Below are 14,129 nucleotides of genomic sequence, written 5' to 3'. Positions count from 1 at the left end.
GGTGCGGCTACGGCCCGCGACTGCGGCGGGATCCGCCGGAAGGCCCTACGGCAGGGTGTGACCCGCCGCGCGGAACAGCCGGTACCACTCCTCGCGGGTCAGCGGAATCTCCGAGCCCGCCGCGGACTCGGCGACCCGCCCCGGGTTGGTGGTGCCGAGCACGACCTGCATGTCGGCCGGGTGCCGGGTGATCCAGGCGACGGCGATGCCGGTCGGTGTCACCTCGTACTTCGCAGCCAGCTCGTCGAGCGCGGTGTTGAGCTCCGCATAGTTCTCACGGTCGCCGACGAAGACGCCGTCGAAGAAGCCCTTCTGGAACGGCGACCACGCCTGCAACGTCATCTTGTTGAGCCGCGAGTAGTCGAGCAGTCCGTTGTCACGGCTCACCGACTGGTCGAGCCCCGCCATGTTCGCGGCGACGCCCTGAGCGATCAACGGGGCGTGCGTGATGCTCAGTTGGACCTGATTGGCGACCAGCGGCTGACGCACCGCCGACTTCAGGAGCTCGACCTGGCCCGGCGTGTGGTTGGAGACGCCGAAGTTCACGACCTTGCCCGCCGCGTGCAGCTCGTCGAAGGCAGCCGCGACCTCCTCCGGCTCGACGAGGGTGTCGGGGCGGTGCAGGAGCAGCATGTCGAGGTAGTCGGTGCGCAGCGCCGCGAGGGACTCGTCGACGGTGCGCAGGATGTGCTCACGCGAGAAGTCGAAGAAGCCGGGGCGGATGCCGACCTTGCTCTGGATGACGATCGACTCGCGCTCCGCGGCGCTCAGCGTGACCGCCTGCCCGAAGCGCTCCTCGCAGGCGTGCCGCGTGGGCCCGTAGATGTCGGCGTGGTCGAAGCTGTTGATCCCGGCGTCGCGGGCGCTGTCGTAGAGGGCGCGGATGTCCTTGTCGCCCATCTCGGCGATGCGCATCAGACCGAGGACGACGTTCGAGGACGGCGCCTTGGCACCGGGGAAGGAGATCGATTTCATGGCCCCATCCTCGCAGAGCCGGTCAGGACTCCTCGGGATCCGAAAGCGCGTACAGCTTCGGCAGGTTGACCACGATGGCCTCCTGCGTGCTGCGGGCGATGACGACCACGGCCTCGTCGGCGGGGTCGGGGTTCTCCTCGCGGTGCGGCACGTAGGGCGGGACGAAGATGTAGTCGCCGGGCGAGGTGCGCAGCCTGACCTCCTCGCCGTCCTCGCCCTCGCCCGAGTCGTCGAGGAACACGAACTCCGGGTGTCCGCTCACCACGTAGATCGCGGTCTCGGACTCGCCGTGGTGGTGGTCGGAGGACGCGGTCGACGGGGCGACATGGGTCTGGCCCATCCACAGCTTCTCGGACCCCACCGTGTTCCCGCTGACGGCGGCGAAGCGCCGCATGCCGCCGCTCTGCGCGGTGTCGCCGTCCAGGGCGTCGGCGCGGATGTGGTGCAGCCGCGAACGCAGCGGAGCGGAGGCGGAGTTCGGGGCGTCGTGGAGATGGGGGTGGAAGCCCTCACCGGGTGTCGTCAACGGCTCGGTCATGGTGTCGACGCTAGAGCGGCGACAGAAAAGATGTCAAGAGGTGTCCATTGGCTCTCACCTGCGGCAATGTTCCCGCAATGTTCGAGGCGGGATGCGTTCGGACCTTGCCACGCCGCGGTCTTCGGGCATCATGTGGCCATGCATATCTCCGCGAAGGCGGACTACGCCACGCGCGCGCTCCTCGAGCTTGCCCGCGCCCCCGACCAGCCGCTGACCTGCGAGGCCATCGCCGACGCCCAGGGGATTCCGTTCCGGTTCCTCAAATCGGTGGTGGGCGAGCTGCGCAGGGCCGGCCTCGTGCGCAGCCAGCGCGGCTGCGTGGGCGGGTACTGGCTGGGTGTGCCGGCCGATGCCATCACGCTGCTCGATGTCACCCGTGCCGTCGACGGTGAGCTGATCACCCTGCGCGGCGAGCCGCTGTCCGGGCTCGGCTATGCCGGTGCCGCGCGAGGGCTGCCGGAGGTGTGGCGGCGGATCGAGGCGGACGCCGCCGCCGTGCTGGGCGGGGTGACCGTGGCGGCGCTTCTGGCGGAGGCCGAGGCTGGGGACGGGGTGGAGCCCGTGGCCGCCCGGGGCGTCGCGTGAGCGGCGTACCGGTGGCCCCGCGGCTCGAAGTCGTCGAGTACACCGACCCGTTGTGCCCCTGGGCCTGGGGCTCCGAGCCGACCTTCCGCAGGCTGCGGCAGGCGCTGGAGGGGCGGGCCCGCTGGCGCCGCGTGTACTGCATCCTCTTCGACGACGACGATGACCCGGCCCCCGACCTGGCCGCGGAGACAGCCTGGTACGCGCGCTACGTCGAGGAGATCGGCGCGCACACCCGGGCCCCGTACGCCGCCCGCCTGAGCCGGGTCGCGGCGAGCTCCTGGCCCTCGTCCCTGGTGGCCAAGGCCGCGGAGGCCCAGGGGGAGAAGGTGGCCGCGCGAGCGCTGCGCCGCCTGCGCGAGACGGTCTTCGTCCTGGGGGAGCCCGCCGACACGCTCGACCTCGCCCTGGGCGCCGTACGCGACGTACCCGGACTGGATCCCGATCGGCTGGTCAGTGATGCCGCGTCAAAATCCGTACGGGAGGCGGTCGTTGCCGATCGGGCCGAGGCCCGGCGGCCGGTCCCCGAGGTCCTCGCGCCACCGCCTGGTGACACGCCGCACCCCGGCGCGGCCAAGGAGACGGACGACGGTACGGGGCTGCGGTACGCGCTGCCCACGGTGCTGGTGCGCGGGGAGGCGGGGTATCGGGCGGTGCCGGGATGGCGGCCGTACGACGAGTATGCCGCGGCCGTGGAGGAGTTGAGTCCCGGCCTGATGGCACCGGTGCGGCCGGGGCCCGCTGGTGAGGTGCTGCGCCACCACCGCACCCTGACCGAACCCGAGCGGACGGCCCTGGTGTGCGGTCCCTGGCCGCCCCCGGACGCGGTCCGTACCGACACCGCGAACGGCCCGCTGTGGCTGTGCCCGAGCGAGGCCGAGACGCATCCGGCGACGCGACCCGCGACAACTCCTGCCCGCTGACAACGCGTTGACCAGCGACATCGACGCGTCCCGCGTAATGAGACACCAATTGGTGTCCATTGACAGTCGGGTGCCGGGCAGGTCAGGATGTGCAGCATGCTGACGACGCACCCCGGCGTGGTGTGCCGCTACGTGGACCTGCGGCGCACGTGTAGCGCACTCTGTCGCTGACCCTCCCTGCCTCCATGTAGCTTCGAGCGTGCCCGGATCCCGTTCTGCGGATGCCGCGGGCGCCGCTTCCTGACGGCCGGCTCTTCGAGCCGCTCATCCGTCATGCCTCCTTCACCGCGTTCTGCCCTGCCCACCGGTGTGCCCCTGCGCACTGCGTGGGGTGGCTGCGCGTGCCTTGTCCTTCGCTCCTTCGCGCTGCCCTCGAAGCGCGGGAGCCGTCGCAGAGAGACACTCATGTCCGGACGCCCCATGCCCAGAACGCGCCGACGCACCCTGAAGGCCGCCGTCCCGGCCGCCGGGGCCGCCCTCCTCCTCGTCTCCACCCTCAGCGGATGCGGTGGCGACAGCGCCTCGGCGACGGGCGGGGGCGGAACCCTGAAGTGGACCTCCACCTACTTCCCGACCCACTGGGACCCGGTGGTCGGTGGCAGCGGCGCCCAGTTCCGTGAACTCTCCATGGTCTACGCCTCGTTGACCCGCACGGACGAGAAGGGCGACGCGGTCCCCGACCTCGCCAAGAGCTGGGACTACAACAAGCGCGGCGACCAGATCACGTTCCACCTGCGCCCGGGACAGAAGTTCAGCGACGGCGAACCCGTCGACGGGGCCGCGGTCAAGGCGGCGATCGAGCGGGCCAAGAAGCAGAAGAACTCCGCCCTGTTCGGTGACCTCACGTCGATCGAATCGGTGCGCGCGAAGGGGCTCGACGCGATCGTCGACCTGAAGCAAGTCGACTACCAGATACCGCAGTTGCTCGGCCAGCGCGTCCTCCAGATAGCCAGCCCCAAGGCGGCCAAGTCGCCCGCGAAGCTCGACCAGCGGCCCGTCGGCGCCGGACCGTTCACCGTCACCCAGCTCATCCCCGGCACCAAGGCCGTCCTGAAGAAGAACCCGAAGTACTGGGACGCCAAGAACATCCACATCGACCAGGTCGAACTGACCTCGGCGCCCGACGCCTCCACCGTCGTCTCCGGCCTGCAGACCGGCGTCTACAACTTCGCCGACATCGAGCCCAGCCAGGCCGACGCCGCCAAGAAGGCCGGACTCGACGTCTTCGTGCAGCCCGGCTTCAACGCCTCCAACATCAGCCTGAACGTCAACAAGAAGCCGTTCGACAACGACAAGGTCGTCGACGCGGTCCGTCATGCGATCAACCGTCAGGAGTTCGTGGACAAGCTGACGTTCGGCTACGGGGAGGAGACCGACCAGCCGTTCCCCAAGGGATACACGGCCTACGACCCGAAGTCGGCGAACGCCTACCCGTACGACCCGGCGAAGTCCAAGAAGCTCCTCGCCGACGCCGGCTACAAGGCGGGTGACATCAAGCTCGACCTCGTCATCCCGGAGGAGCAGCCCGAGGCCGAGATCGTGCAGTCGCAGCTCGCCAAGGTCGGCATCAAGGTCAACATCAAGATCGACAAGAACTGGGCGACACCGTTCTTCGCGAAGGACCTGACGTTCTCCCTGTACTCGACGACCGGACGCGACTCCGCCGCGCAGACCCTCACCGCGCACTTCGGTCCCGACGGACCGCTCAACCTCAGCACCCCGTACGAGCCGCAGGGCTTCGAGGACGCCATCGCGAAGGTCCGCGAGACCCGCATCGACGACCCCGACTACCCGAAGGTCCTCCAGGCCGCGACCCGTGCGGGACTGCACAGCAAGGCACTGGTCTTCACCTACTCCCAGCCGAACCTCATCGCCAAGAGCAAGACGGTCTCCGGCCTCCCGAAGAACCCGGCACACATCGACTGGACCGGCGTCACCATCAAGCCGGGGTCGTGAGCGGCATGCCTGACACGCAAATAAGTACTCACACGCGCAAGAGAACCGCACACATCCTGGGCCGCGTCCTGGCCACCGTCGGGCGCTCCGTGGCCATCTTCATCCCGGTCTTCGTGGTGGCGACGTTCGTGACGTTCGCGCTGCGCTCGATGAGCGGACTCAGCCCGGCCCGCATCCAGTTGGGGGAGAACGCGACCCCGGAGGCCATCGCCCGCGTCGAGGCCCAGTGGGGACTCGACCGGCCCTTCCTCGCCCAGTACGGCGACTGGTTCAACGGCGTCCTGCACGGCCAGTTGGGCACCAGCTGGACCAACGGCTCCGACATCTCCACCCTCATCGGGACCGGCCTCGGCGTGAGCCTGTCCGTGGCCGGCGCCGCGCTCGTCATCGGCGTGGTCCTGGGCTTCGTCCTCGGCACCGTGGCCGCGCTGCGCCGGACCACCTGGATCGACCGGGCGGTCACCGGCTTCGTCACCGTGATCTCGGTGATGCCGGCGTTCGTCGTCGGCATCGTCCTCGTCACCGTGTTCGCGGTCGGTCTCGGCTGGTTCCCGTCCGCCGGATACGTGCCGCCCGCCCAGGGATTCGGGCCGTGGTCCCTGCACATCCTGCTGCCCGCCCTCGCACTCAGCTGCGACGTCGTCGCCGACGTGGCACGCCAGCTGCGCACGAGCCTCATCGCCGCCTCCACCGAGAACTACGTCACCGGGGCCGTGGTCCGTGGACTCAGCCCGCGCCGCATCTTCCTCGGCCATGTCCTGCGCAACGCCCTCGGCCCGACGCTCGCCACCCTCGGCCTGAAGTTTCCCGCGCTCGTGGGTGCCTCCGTCGTCACCGAATGGATCTTCGGCCTGCAGGGCTTCGGCCGGTTCGCCAACGACGCCGCGCAGGCCGGCGACGTACCCGCCGTACAGGGAGTGCTCGTCGTGTCGATCGTCCTCGTCGTCGGCTTCAACCTGATCGTCAACCTGGTCCTGGCGCGCGTGACGCCGGCCGCCCAGCGGGGGGTGTGAGCCACCATGATCCGACGCATACTCGCCCTCACCACGGGCCGCATCGCCGTCGTCATCCTCACCGTCGTCGCGCTGCTCGCCGTCCTCGGCCCGCTGCTCGCCCCGCAGAGCCCCCTCGCGACGAGCGGCGACACCCTCGCCGCCGCCTCGTGGGAGCACTGGCTGGGCACCGACTACCTCGGCCGCGACGTGCTCAGCAGGCTCCTCGACGGGTCCCGTGTCAGTGTCCTCGGCTCGCTCGAAGTCGCCCTGACCGCACTGGTCGTGGGCTCGATTCCGGGCATCCTGTCGGTGTACCTCGGCCGCGTCTTCGAGTGGCTGACACTGCGCCTCGCCGACACCCTCGTCGCGCTGCCGTTCCTGCTCTTCGTGGTCGCGGTGATCGCCCTGCTCGGCAACGGCATCACCCAGGCGATGCTCGTGACCGGCGCCCTGGTGTCCCCGCTGTTCTACCGGGTGTCCCGCGCCGCCACATTGGCGGTGGCCCGATCCCCGTATGTAGAGGCCGCGTTGATCTCCGGGGCCTCGATCGGCTGGATCGTCCGGCGGCACGTCTGGACGAAGGTGCTGCCGCCGCTCGCGGTCGCCCTCGCGCAGACCATCGGCACCGGCTTCGTGATCGTGTCGAGCCTGACGTTCCTCGGCATCGGCGTCCAGCCGCCCGAACCCACCTGGGGCGGGCTGCTCGCCTCCGACCTCGGCTACCTCGGCCAGCAGCCCTGGGCCCCGCTCCCGCCCGCCCTGCTGATCATGGCGACGGTGTGGGCCGCGAACCTGCTCGCCGACGCGATCCGCGACGTATCGGGCACGGCCGCGAGCGCCGGTACCCCCGTCGGCGTCGGCAGGAACCAGACCGCCCCCGCCGGAGGTACGACATGACCACAGCGCCCACCGGCCTCGCCCACGAGCGGAAGCACGAAGACGACATCCGGGCCGCCCCCGTGCTGTCCCTGCATGACGTACGCGTTGCCGACACGGCCACCGGCCGGGAGATCGTGCACGGCGTCGGCCTCGACCTCCGGCCCGGCACGACGATCGGCATCGTCGGCGAGTCCGGCAGCGGCAAGACCCTCACCTGCCGGGCGGCGCTCGGCATCCTGCCACCGCACTTCGAGATCACCGGCGGCCACGTCGAACTCGACGGCACCGACACCGCCACCCTGACCCCGAAGCAGTGGACCCGGCTGCGCGGCACCACCATCGCCGCCGTCTTCCAGGACCCGGCCTCCTACCTCAACCCTTCGATCCGCGTCGGAGCACAGCTCGCCGAGGTGCTTCGCGTGAAGAAGGGCCTGAAACGGCGCGAGGCGCGGGAACGGGCCGTCGAGCTGCTCCGCACCGTGCACCTGCGCGACCCGGAACTCAGCTACGACCAGTACCCCCACGAACTCTCCGGCGGCATGCTCCAACGCGTCCTGATCGCCACCGCGATCGCCGCGGAGCCCCGCATCCTCATCGCCGACGAGGCCACGACGGCACTCGACGTCACGGTCCAGGCGGAAATCCTCGACCTCCTGGCGGACCTGCGCGACCGCGCGGGCCTGGCCCTCGTCGTCGTCTCCCACGACCTCGCCGTGGTGGCCCAACTGTGCGACGAGGTGCTGGTCATGAAGGAGGGCACCGTCGTCGAACAGGGCCCCACGAGCGAGGTGCTGCACGCCCCGCGGCACGAGTACACCCGGCTGCTCATCGCCGAACACGAGCTGTACGGCCTCGAAAGGTTCCGCACGACGGCCGCTTCCTTGGAGGGGGACTCATGAGTGACACCACCCCGCGTTCCGTACTCGACATCACCTCGCTCGACGTCCACTACGGCCCACGCCGGCGCCGCCGCCAGGCCCTGCACGGCGTCTCGCTCAGCGTCGCGCCCGGCGAGACACTCGGGCTCATCGGCGAGACCGGATCCGGCAAGTCCACCCTCGCCCGCGCCGTCCTCGGGCTCGTCCCCGCCACCTCCGGAACCATCACCGTCGGGGGAGTGGACGTCACCGCCCACAGCCGCCGCCAATGGCGCGGCCTGCGCCGCCGAGGCGTGATCCAGTACGTCTTCCAGGACCCGCTGCGCAGCCTCGACCCGGACCTCACCATCGAGGAGTCGCTGAGCGAACCGCTGCAGGTCGGCGGAGTGCCGCGCGCCGAGGCGGCCGAGCGGATCCGGGAGTATCTCGAACGGGTGCGCCTGAGCGAGGAGTTGCTGAGCCGGCTTCCCGGCGAACTCTCCGGTGGCCAGCGTCAACGCGTCGCCGTGGCACGGGCGTTGGTGACACGCCCCCGCCTCGTGATCCTCGACGAACCCGTCAGCGCCCTCGACTCCGCCAACCGCGTCCAGATCCTGGAGATCCTCAAGGAGCTGCGCGCGGACGGCACCGCGCTGGTGTTCATCTCCCACGACCTCGGCTCGGTCGCCGGTGTCGCCGACCGCGTCGCCGTCCTGTATCGCGGCGAACTCGTCGAGACCGGTGCGACGGACACCGTCGTCAACGAGCCGCGGCACCCCTACACGCGTCTCCTGCTCGGCTCCGCACCCACCCTGCACGGCGCCCCGGCCACCCGGGCCGAACGCCAGGCGCTGCGCGCCCTGCTGCCCGCCTGAGCCTCCCGTCGCCCGCTCCCACAGAGAGGCACACCCATGCCCCGCAAGAAGATCCACCTCGCTCTGCACCCCTACGGCGTCGGCGGCCCCGGCCAGCACGGCCTGTGGAAGGACCCGCGCGTCGCCAACGACGCCAGCATCGACATCAACTACTACATACGGCAGGCGCAGGCCGCCGAACACGCCCTGTTCGACGCCCTGTTCGTCGTCGACAGCCAGTTCATCAACGCCACGTACCCCTCCCACTACCTGAACCGGCTCGAACCCCTCACCCTGCTCTCCGCCGTTGCCACGCACACCCGCCACCTCGGCCTCGTGGGCACGGCCAGCTCGACGTACAACTCGCCGTTCAACCTGGCCCGCCGCTTCGCCTCCCTCGACCACATCAGCGGCGGCCGGGCCGGCTGGAACGTCGTCACCAGCTTCGACACCGGCACCTCGCGCAACTACGGGTTCGAGGAACACCTCGACTACGCCACCCGCTACGGCAGGGCCCTGGAGTTCGTCGAGGTCGCCCGCGGCCTGTGGGACTCGTACGAGGACGACGCGTTCCCCGCCGACGTAGAACGCAACGTGTTCCTCGACCCGGCCAAGCTGCACGAACTGAACCACGTGGGCGAGCACTTCAGGGTCGCGGGCCCGCTCAACCTGTCGCGCTCCCCGCAGGGCCAGCCGGTCATCTTCCAGGCCGGTGTCTCCGAGGAGGGCCGCGACCTCGCCGCCCGCGTCGCCGAGGGCATCTACGCACCCGGTGGGCCCCTCCAGCAGGCCCAGGAGTACTACGCCGACATCAAGCGCCGCACCGCCGCCCACGGCCGCGACCCCGAACACATCAAGATCTTCATCCACGGCGGCCCGATCGTCGCCGCCACCGACGAGGCAGCCCGCCGCCGCGAGCGCGAGATCTTCGAGGAGGACAACGACTTCGACCGCCACCTCGCCCTGCTCGGCCGCTCCTTCGGCGCGTACGACTTCAGCGTCCACGACCTCGACGCCCCCTTCCCCGACGTCGCCCACCTGGCCGAGAAGGGCGGCAGGACAGGGGCCGCGAAGATCATCGAACGGGCCCGGACCGAGAACCTCACTCTGCGTCAAGTCGCCCAGTCCCTGGCGGAGTTCCGCCGCTCGCCGTTCGTCGGGGCGCCGGAGACGGTCGCCGACCGGATCGAGGAGTGGTTCGACGCCGGCACCTTCGACGGCATCAACCTCGCCTTCCGCACCGAGGACGAACTGGAGCTCTTCGTCGACGGCGTCGTACCGATCCTCCAGAAGCGCGACCTGTTCCGCACCGCGTACGAGGCCGACACCCTGCGCGGCCACCTCGGCCTGCCGATCCCGGCCAACCGCAACACCATCGAATCCGCGCCCCTTGGAGCCCTGCGATGACCCGCCAGTACACCGACCACCTCGCCCCCGAGGGCCTGCTCACCCGCGGCACCGTCCTCGTGGTGCCCGGACGCGGCGAGACACGTGCCGTCTACGAGCGGTTCGGCAAGCGGCTCGCCGCGGACGCCTACCGTGTACGGGTCGTGGACACCCCTGACCTGAGCGGCGACGACCTCGACGCCACCCTCGACGTCCTCGCCGAGCAGCTCGTCGAGGCGGCTGACGGCACGACGTCCGAAGCGGTCGCCCCGCTGGTGCTGGTGGGCGCCGACAGCGGCGCCGCGGCGGTCGCCGCCCTCATCGCGGACCCGGCCCGGGCGCTCCGGCTGCGGGCGGACGCCGTGGTGTTGGCGGGGCTGCCGGGCAGGGCGGCCGCCACCACCGAGGCGTGGGACGAGGAACTCGACGTCCGCACCTCCTGCCCCACCCACCGCGGCGTGCTCACGGACGACACCCGCGTACGCCGCGGAGAGCTGAACACACCAGTGCCAGAAGCGGTGTTGGAGCGGGCCCACGACAGCGCGGCGGACCTCCCGCACCTGCTCCTGGCCGGCGACGCCGACCCCCTGTCCGACCGCGACGCCCTCGCGCTCACGGCCCAGAAGCTGGCCTCGGCCCGCCTGGCCGTCGTCCACGGCGCCCACCACGACGTGCTCAACGACAAGCAGCACCGCTCGGTGGCCGCGGAGGTCGTGACGTTCCTCGAAGCACTGCGCGAAGGCCTGACGCCCGCGGTCACGGTCGTGTCGAGCGCGTGGTGAACACCACCCACCGGCGGTACCCGTAGTCCCTGGCCCGCTCCCGCCCCACACCTCTCACGAAAGGCCCCACCATGGCCACCATCCTTTCCGTGTCCGGCAGCCCCTCCGCGACGTCCCGCACCGCGCGACTCCTGGAACACCTCGACGAACGGCTGCGCGACCAGGGACATGAGGTGACCTCATTGCAGGTGCGCACCCTGCCTGCCGACGCGCTGCTGGGCGCGGAGTTCGGGCACCCGGCCATCGTCGACGCCGTCGCCCGGTTCGAGCGCGCGGACGGCATCGTCATCGGCACACCCGTCTACAAGGCCGCCTACTCGGGCCTGTTGAAGTCGCTCCTCGACCTGCTCCCGCAGTACGCCCTGGCCGGAAAGACCGTGCTGCCCCTCGCGACGGGCGGCACCACGGCCCACGTCCTCGCCCTCGACTACGCCCTGCGCCCCGTCCTGAACTCGATGGGCCCGCATCACATCCTCCCCGGCTGGTTCACCCTCGACCGGGACGTCACGGTCGACGAGAACGGTGACCTGGCTATCGCCGAGCCGTCCGCGGAGGCACTCGCCGAGGTCACGGACCGGTTCTCCGCGGCGCTCGGCGGACGGACGGTGGCACTGGCGCAGGCGGGGTGACCCGGACAACCCGAGTACCGGTATCCCCACGGTCGACGACACCCACGAGATCGCCCAGCGCAGGGTCGGCCGGAAGGCGTAGGGCCTTTGGTTCCGTGCGCGGGGCCGCCCGTCAGCTCTGGAGCGCCGCCTTACGGTGCCGCTCCGTCAGGCGCGAGCCGGATTCGCGGCGGGCGGCGCGGCGCAGCAGCGGGATCGCGAGGAGGAAGCCGAGGACGGTCCAGGCGGTCAACACCAGGGCGACCATGGGCAGTTCCCAGGAACCGGCCGGCTCGGCGGCCCGTGCCGCATCCGGCAGCAGCGCCGAACGCAGGCCCTGCGCCATCCACTTGAGCGGGAAGACCGACGCCACCTGCTGCACCGGAACGGGCAGCACGGTGAGCGGGAACACCGCCCCGGAGGTGACCAGCAGCCCCATCACCGGCAGCATGATCAGGGCCAGTGCCTCGCGCGGGTTGGGCAGCACCGCGCCGATGGCGGCGCCGAGCGGCACGACGGCCAGCAGTCCGAGCGTCGTGACCCACGCCAGCGTCAGCCAGCCGCCCGGCCCCTGCGGCAGGGGACCGTCGGCGACCAGCGCCGCGGCCGCCAGGAGCAGGGCCAGGGTGGCGACCGAAACGGCCACGATCAGCAGGCACTTGGCGACCAGGTACGCCGGAATCCCGCCGGGCGTGGCACGCAGCCGCAGCAGGGCCCCCTCCTCCCGCTCCGTCACGAGGATCTGCGGGAGCGTGACCAGGCCGACCTGGAAGAGGAGATACGCGGCGAAGCCCGCCACCACCAAGTGCGCCATCGGCGTCCGGGTCCCCGGCACGTCGCTGCTCATGTAGGCCGCGATGACCAGCGCGACGACCACGTTGGTCAGATGGCCGGACATCTCCTTGCCGTTGCGCACGAGGTGCCGCAGCTCGATGCCGCCGCGCTGGATCCCGGCGCGCCAGCTGTTCGTCATGGACGGATTCCTCATGCGGCCCGCGACTCCTTGTTCCTTGTCTCGTGCTCGTCCGAATCCGGCTCCATGTCCGTGCCGTCGGCCGCCAGGTTCACCATGTGCAGATACGTGTCTTCGAGCGTCGGCCGCCGGACCTCCAGGTCGGCGATCGGCCCTGGCGCGTCCCGGTGCAGATCCCAGACGAGCTGCGAGGGGTCAGCGGTGCGTTCGCGGCGAGGCGTCCCGTCCTCGGACGTCCAGCGGACCTCGGCGCGGGCGGCGGCCCTGCGGGCCAGTTCCGCGGGTGTGCCGCAGGCCCGGATCCGGCCGCCGACCAGCATGGCGATCCTGTCGGCGAGCCGCTCGGCCTCCACCAGGTCGTGGGTCGTGAGCAGGATGGTGACACCCTCGTCGCGGGCCAGGCGCTCGACCAGGGCGTGGAACTCGTACCGCGCCTCCGGGTCGAAACCGGTGGTCGGCTCGTCCAGGAAGAGGAGTTGGGGGCGGCCGACGATACCGAGGGCCACGTCGAGACGCCGGCGCTGACCGCCGGAGAGCCGGGCCACCTGCCGGTCGGCCTGGTCGGTGAGGCCGACGAGGGCCAGCAGCTCGGCCGGGTCGCGCGGGTCGGGGTAATACGTGGCGAAGTGCCTCAGCAACTCGCCGACCCGCCAGCGGCCGTGATCGCGCCACGACTGCAGAACGAGCCCGATCCGCGCCCGCCACGCGTCGTCGCCGCGCTCCGGATCCGTACCGAGCACGCTCACTTCCCCCGCGGACCGGCGCCGGAAGCCCTCCAGGATCTCGACGGTGGTCGTCTTCCCCGCCCCGTTGGGACCGAGCAGCGCGAAGACCTCGCCACGGTGGATGTCCAGGTCCACGCCGTGCAGGACGTCGATGTCGCCGTACGTCATCGTGATGTCGCGAGCTTGCACGACGACGGGCCGGTCGGATGTGCGCTCGGCCGTCATCGCGCCACCTCTGAGGTGGTGGGTACCGCCGAGCCGGCGCCCTGGACGATGGCCCGCAGCGCCGCGACATGGCCCTCGAAGGCGGTGCGTCCACGGTCCGTCAGCCGCACCCTGGTGCGCCGGTTGCGGCCGCCGCCCTCCTTGCGGAGCTCCAGATACTCGGCCTCTTCAAGGGTGTGCAGCTGCTTGGAGAGCGCGGAGTCGCTGAGCGAGAGGCTGTCGCGGACGAAGGAGAACTCCGCCCACTCCGTGGCGGCGAGCAGCGAGACCACCGAAAGCCGGGTGGCGGGGTGGATCAGCTCGTCGAATCCCGCGGGAACACTCATCGGCCGGCCTCCGCCGTCGTGCCCGGCGTGCGGGCCTCGTGGCTCCGCGCCGACCTGGCCGCCCAGCGGCTCGTCGGCCCGACGAAAAGGACGAACGCAGCCGCCGAGACCGTGGCCTGGATCAGGCTGCCGGTCATCGGCTCCAGCGAATCGACCAGGTGTCCTGAGAGCAGCACCGTCCCTCCGGTCACCACCGCCCCCGCCGCGAAGGCGGCGAACATGCGCGGTGTGGTCCGGGTGTGGTGCAGGAGCACCCGGCTGCGCCGCTGATGGCGCACGGCGAGACCGCCCAGCAGCGCGACGTACGCCGCCATGACCAGGCCCACGCCCCACCCGGGCAGTTCCAGCCCCAGGCCCGCCAGGAACAGCCACATGATCGCGGCCGTGACCCAGGGGCTGCCCGAGCCGGCCGCCGCGGACCGCTCCACCTCGTCGTACACCCGCTCCTGCGGCACACGAATGCGCTGCAGATCCCTCCATGCCTGCTCGGCATCGACCGGCGTGCTCACGCGTCTCGCCCTCCCGTCCCCGCTCTACTTTCCCAG

Annotated in this window: 16 protein-coding genes; 10 read left to right on the top strand and 6 right to left on the bottom strand. The window is 70.9% G+C overall.

Annotated elements, in window-relative coordinates; translation table 11 throughout:
* Nucleotides 1-45 precede the first annotated feature (45 nt).
* Both ACIRHA_RS16815 and ACIRHA_RS16810 read right to left on the bottom strand, forming a co-directional pair.
* Nucleotides 46-975: an aldo/keto reductase family oxidoreductase gene (locus ACIRHA_RS16815; protein WP_403845741.1), complete on the bottom strand. Its 930-nt coding sequence runs from the start codon at nt 973-975 to the stop codon at nt 46-48.
* 22 nt (nt 976-997) lie between these two features.
* Entirely contained in the window at nt 998-1,513 is a 516-nt protein-coding gene (locus ACIRHA_RS16810; RefSeq protein WP_403845737.1) for a cupin domain-containing protein, read from the bottom strand.
* A 138-nt stretch (nt 1,514-1,651) separates the two neighbouring features.
* Between ACIRHA_RS16810 and ACIRHA_RS16805 the strand changes: the two genes are divergently transcribed.
* The 10 genes from ACIRHA_RS16805 (at nt 1,652) to ssuE (ending at nt 11,356) form a co-directional block, all read left to right on the top strand.
* A complete protein-coding gene (locus ACIRHA_RS16805; protein WP_403845735.1) occupies nt 1,652-2,098 on the top strand; it encodes an RrF2 family transcriptional regulator in 447 nt (148 codons plus the stop codon).
* Nucleotides 2,095-3,018: a DsbA family protein gene (locus ACIRHA_RS16800; RefSeq protein ID WP_403845733.1), complete on the top strand. Its 924-nt coding sequence runs from the start codon at nt 2,095-2,097 to the stop codon at nt 3,016-3,018. The genes ACIRHA_RS16805 and ACIRHA_RS16800 overlap by 4 nt, the downstream gene beginning before the upstream one ends.
* A gap of 420 nt (nt 3,019-3,438) precedes the next feature.
* Nucleotides 3,439-4,974 carry an ABC transporter substrate-binding protein gene (locus tag ACIRHA_RS16795; RefSeq protein ID WP_403845730.1) on the top strand — a complete coding sequence of 512 codons (1,536 nt, stop codon included), beginning with the start codon at nt 3,439-3,441 and terminating at the stop codon, nt 4,972-4,974.
* A gap of 5 nt (nt 4,975-4,979) precedes the next feature.
* Nucleotides 4,980-5,987, top strand: a complete 1,008-nt coding sequence (locus ACIRHA_RS16790) for an ABC transporter permease (RefSeq protein ID WP_403845728.1) — start codon at nt 4,980-4,982, stop codon at nt 5,985-5,987.
* Nucleotides 5,988-5,993: 6 nt separating this feature from the next.
* Nucleotides 5,994-6,866 (top strand): ABC transporter permease, encoded by an 873-nt coding sequence (locus tag ACIRHA_RS16785; RefSeq protein WP_403845726.1) that lies wholly within the window; start codon nt 5,994-5,996, stop codon nt 6,864-6,866.
* Nucleotides 6,863-7,747, top strand: coding sequence for an ABC transporter ATP-binding protein (locus tag ACIRHA_RS16780; RefSeq protein ID WP_403845724.1), 885 nt, complete (start codon nt 6,863-6,865; stop codon nt 7,745-7,747). Before ACIRHA_RS16785 ends, ACIRHA_RS16780 begins: the two co-directional genes overlap by 4 nt.
* Nucleotides 7,744-8,580, top strand: a complete 837-nt coding sequence (locus ACIRHA_RS16775; RefSeq protein ID WP_403845721.1) for an ABC transporter ATP-binding protein — start codon at nt 7,744-7,746, stop codon at nt 8,578-8,580. Before ACIRHA_RS16780 ends, ACIRHA_RS16775 begins: the two co-directional genes overlap by 4 nt.
* Nucleotides 8,581-8,616: 36 nt before the next feature.
* On the top strand, nt 8,617-9,966 hold the full coding sequence (locus ACIRHA_RS16770) for an LLM class flavin-dependent oxidoreductase (protein WP_403845719.1): 1,350 nt from the start codon (nt 8,617-8,619) through the stop codon (nt 9,964-9,966).
* Nucleotides 9,963-10,727: an alpha/beta hydrolase gene (locus tag ACIRHA_RS16765; protein WP_403845717.1), complete on the top strand. Its 765-nt coding sequence runs from the start codon at nt 9,963-9,965 to the stop codon at nt 10,725-10,727. Before ACIRHA_RS16770 ends, ACIRHA_RS16765 begins: the two co-directional genes overlap by 4 nt.
* 71 nt (nt 10,728-10,798) lie before the next feature.
* Complete coding sequence (ssuE, locus tag ACIRHA_RS16760) at nt 10,799-11,356, top strand: NADPH-dependent FMN reductase (RefSeq protein WP_403845715.1); 558 nt, start codon at nt 10,799-10,801, stop codon at nt 11,354-11,356.
* A 112-nt stretch (nt 11,357-11,468) separates the two neighbouring features.
* On the opposite strand, the gene ACIRHA_RS16755 is transcribed toward ssuE, so the two are convergent.
* From ACIRHA_RS16755 to ACIRHA_RS16740, 4 genes are read right to left on the bottom strand one after another with little or no spacing between them, the layout of a single operon-like run.
* On the bottom strand, nt 11,469-12,308 hold the full coding sequence (locus ACIRHA_RS16755) for an ABC transporter permease (RefSeq protein WP_403846494.1): 840 nt from the start codon (nt 12,306-12,308) through the stop codon (nt 11,469-11,471).
* Nucleotides 12,309-12,319: 11 nt separating this feature from the next.
* Nucleotides 12,320-13,258 carry an ABC transporter ATP-binding protein gene (locus ACIRHA_RS16750; RefSeq protein ID WP_403845713.1) on the bottom strand — a complete coding sequence of 313 codons (939 nt, stop codon included), beginning with the start codon at nt 13,256-13,258 and terminating at the stop codon, nt 12,320-12,322.
* A complete protein-coding gene (locus ACIRHA_RS16745; RefSeq protein WP_403845711.1) occupies nt 13,255-13,584 on the bottom strand; it encodes a transcriptional regulator in 330 nt (109 codons plus the stop codon). Before ACIRHA_RS16745 ends, ACIRHA_RS16750 begins: the two co-directional genes overlap by 4 nt.
* Nucleotides 13,581-14,093 carry a hypothetical protein gene (locus ACIRHA_RS16740; RefSeq protein WP_403845708.1) on the bottom strand — a complete coding sequence of 171 codons (513 nt, stop codon included), beginning with the start codon at nt 14,091-14,093 and terminating at the stop codon, nt 13,581-13,583. The genes ACIRHA_RS16745 and ACIRHA_RS16740 overlap by 4 nt, the downstream gene beginning before the upstream one ends.
* Between the last annotated feature and the right edge of the window lie 36 nt (nt 14,094-14,129).

The organism is Streptomyces sp. NPDC102360 (assembly GCF_044766085.1).
Taxonomy (GTDB): domain Bacteria; phylum Actinomycetota; class Actinomycetes; order Streptomycetales; family Streptomycetaceae; genus Streptomyces.
The sequence above is the reverse complement of the archived record's forward strand: the minus strand, read 5'-3'. Positions and strand labels throughout refer to the sequence as shown.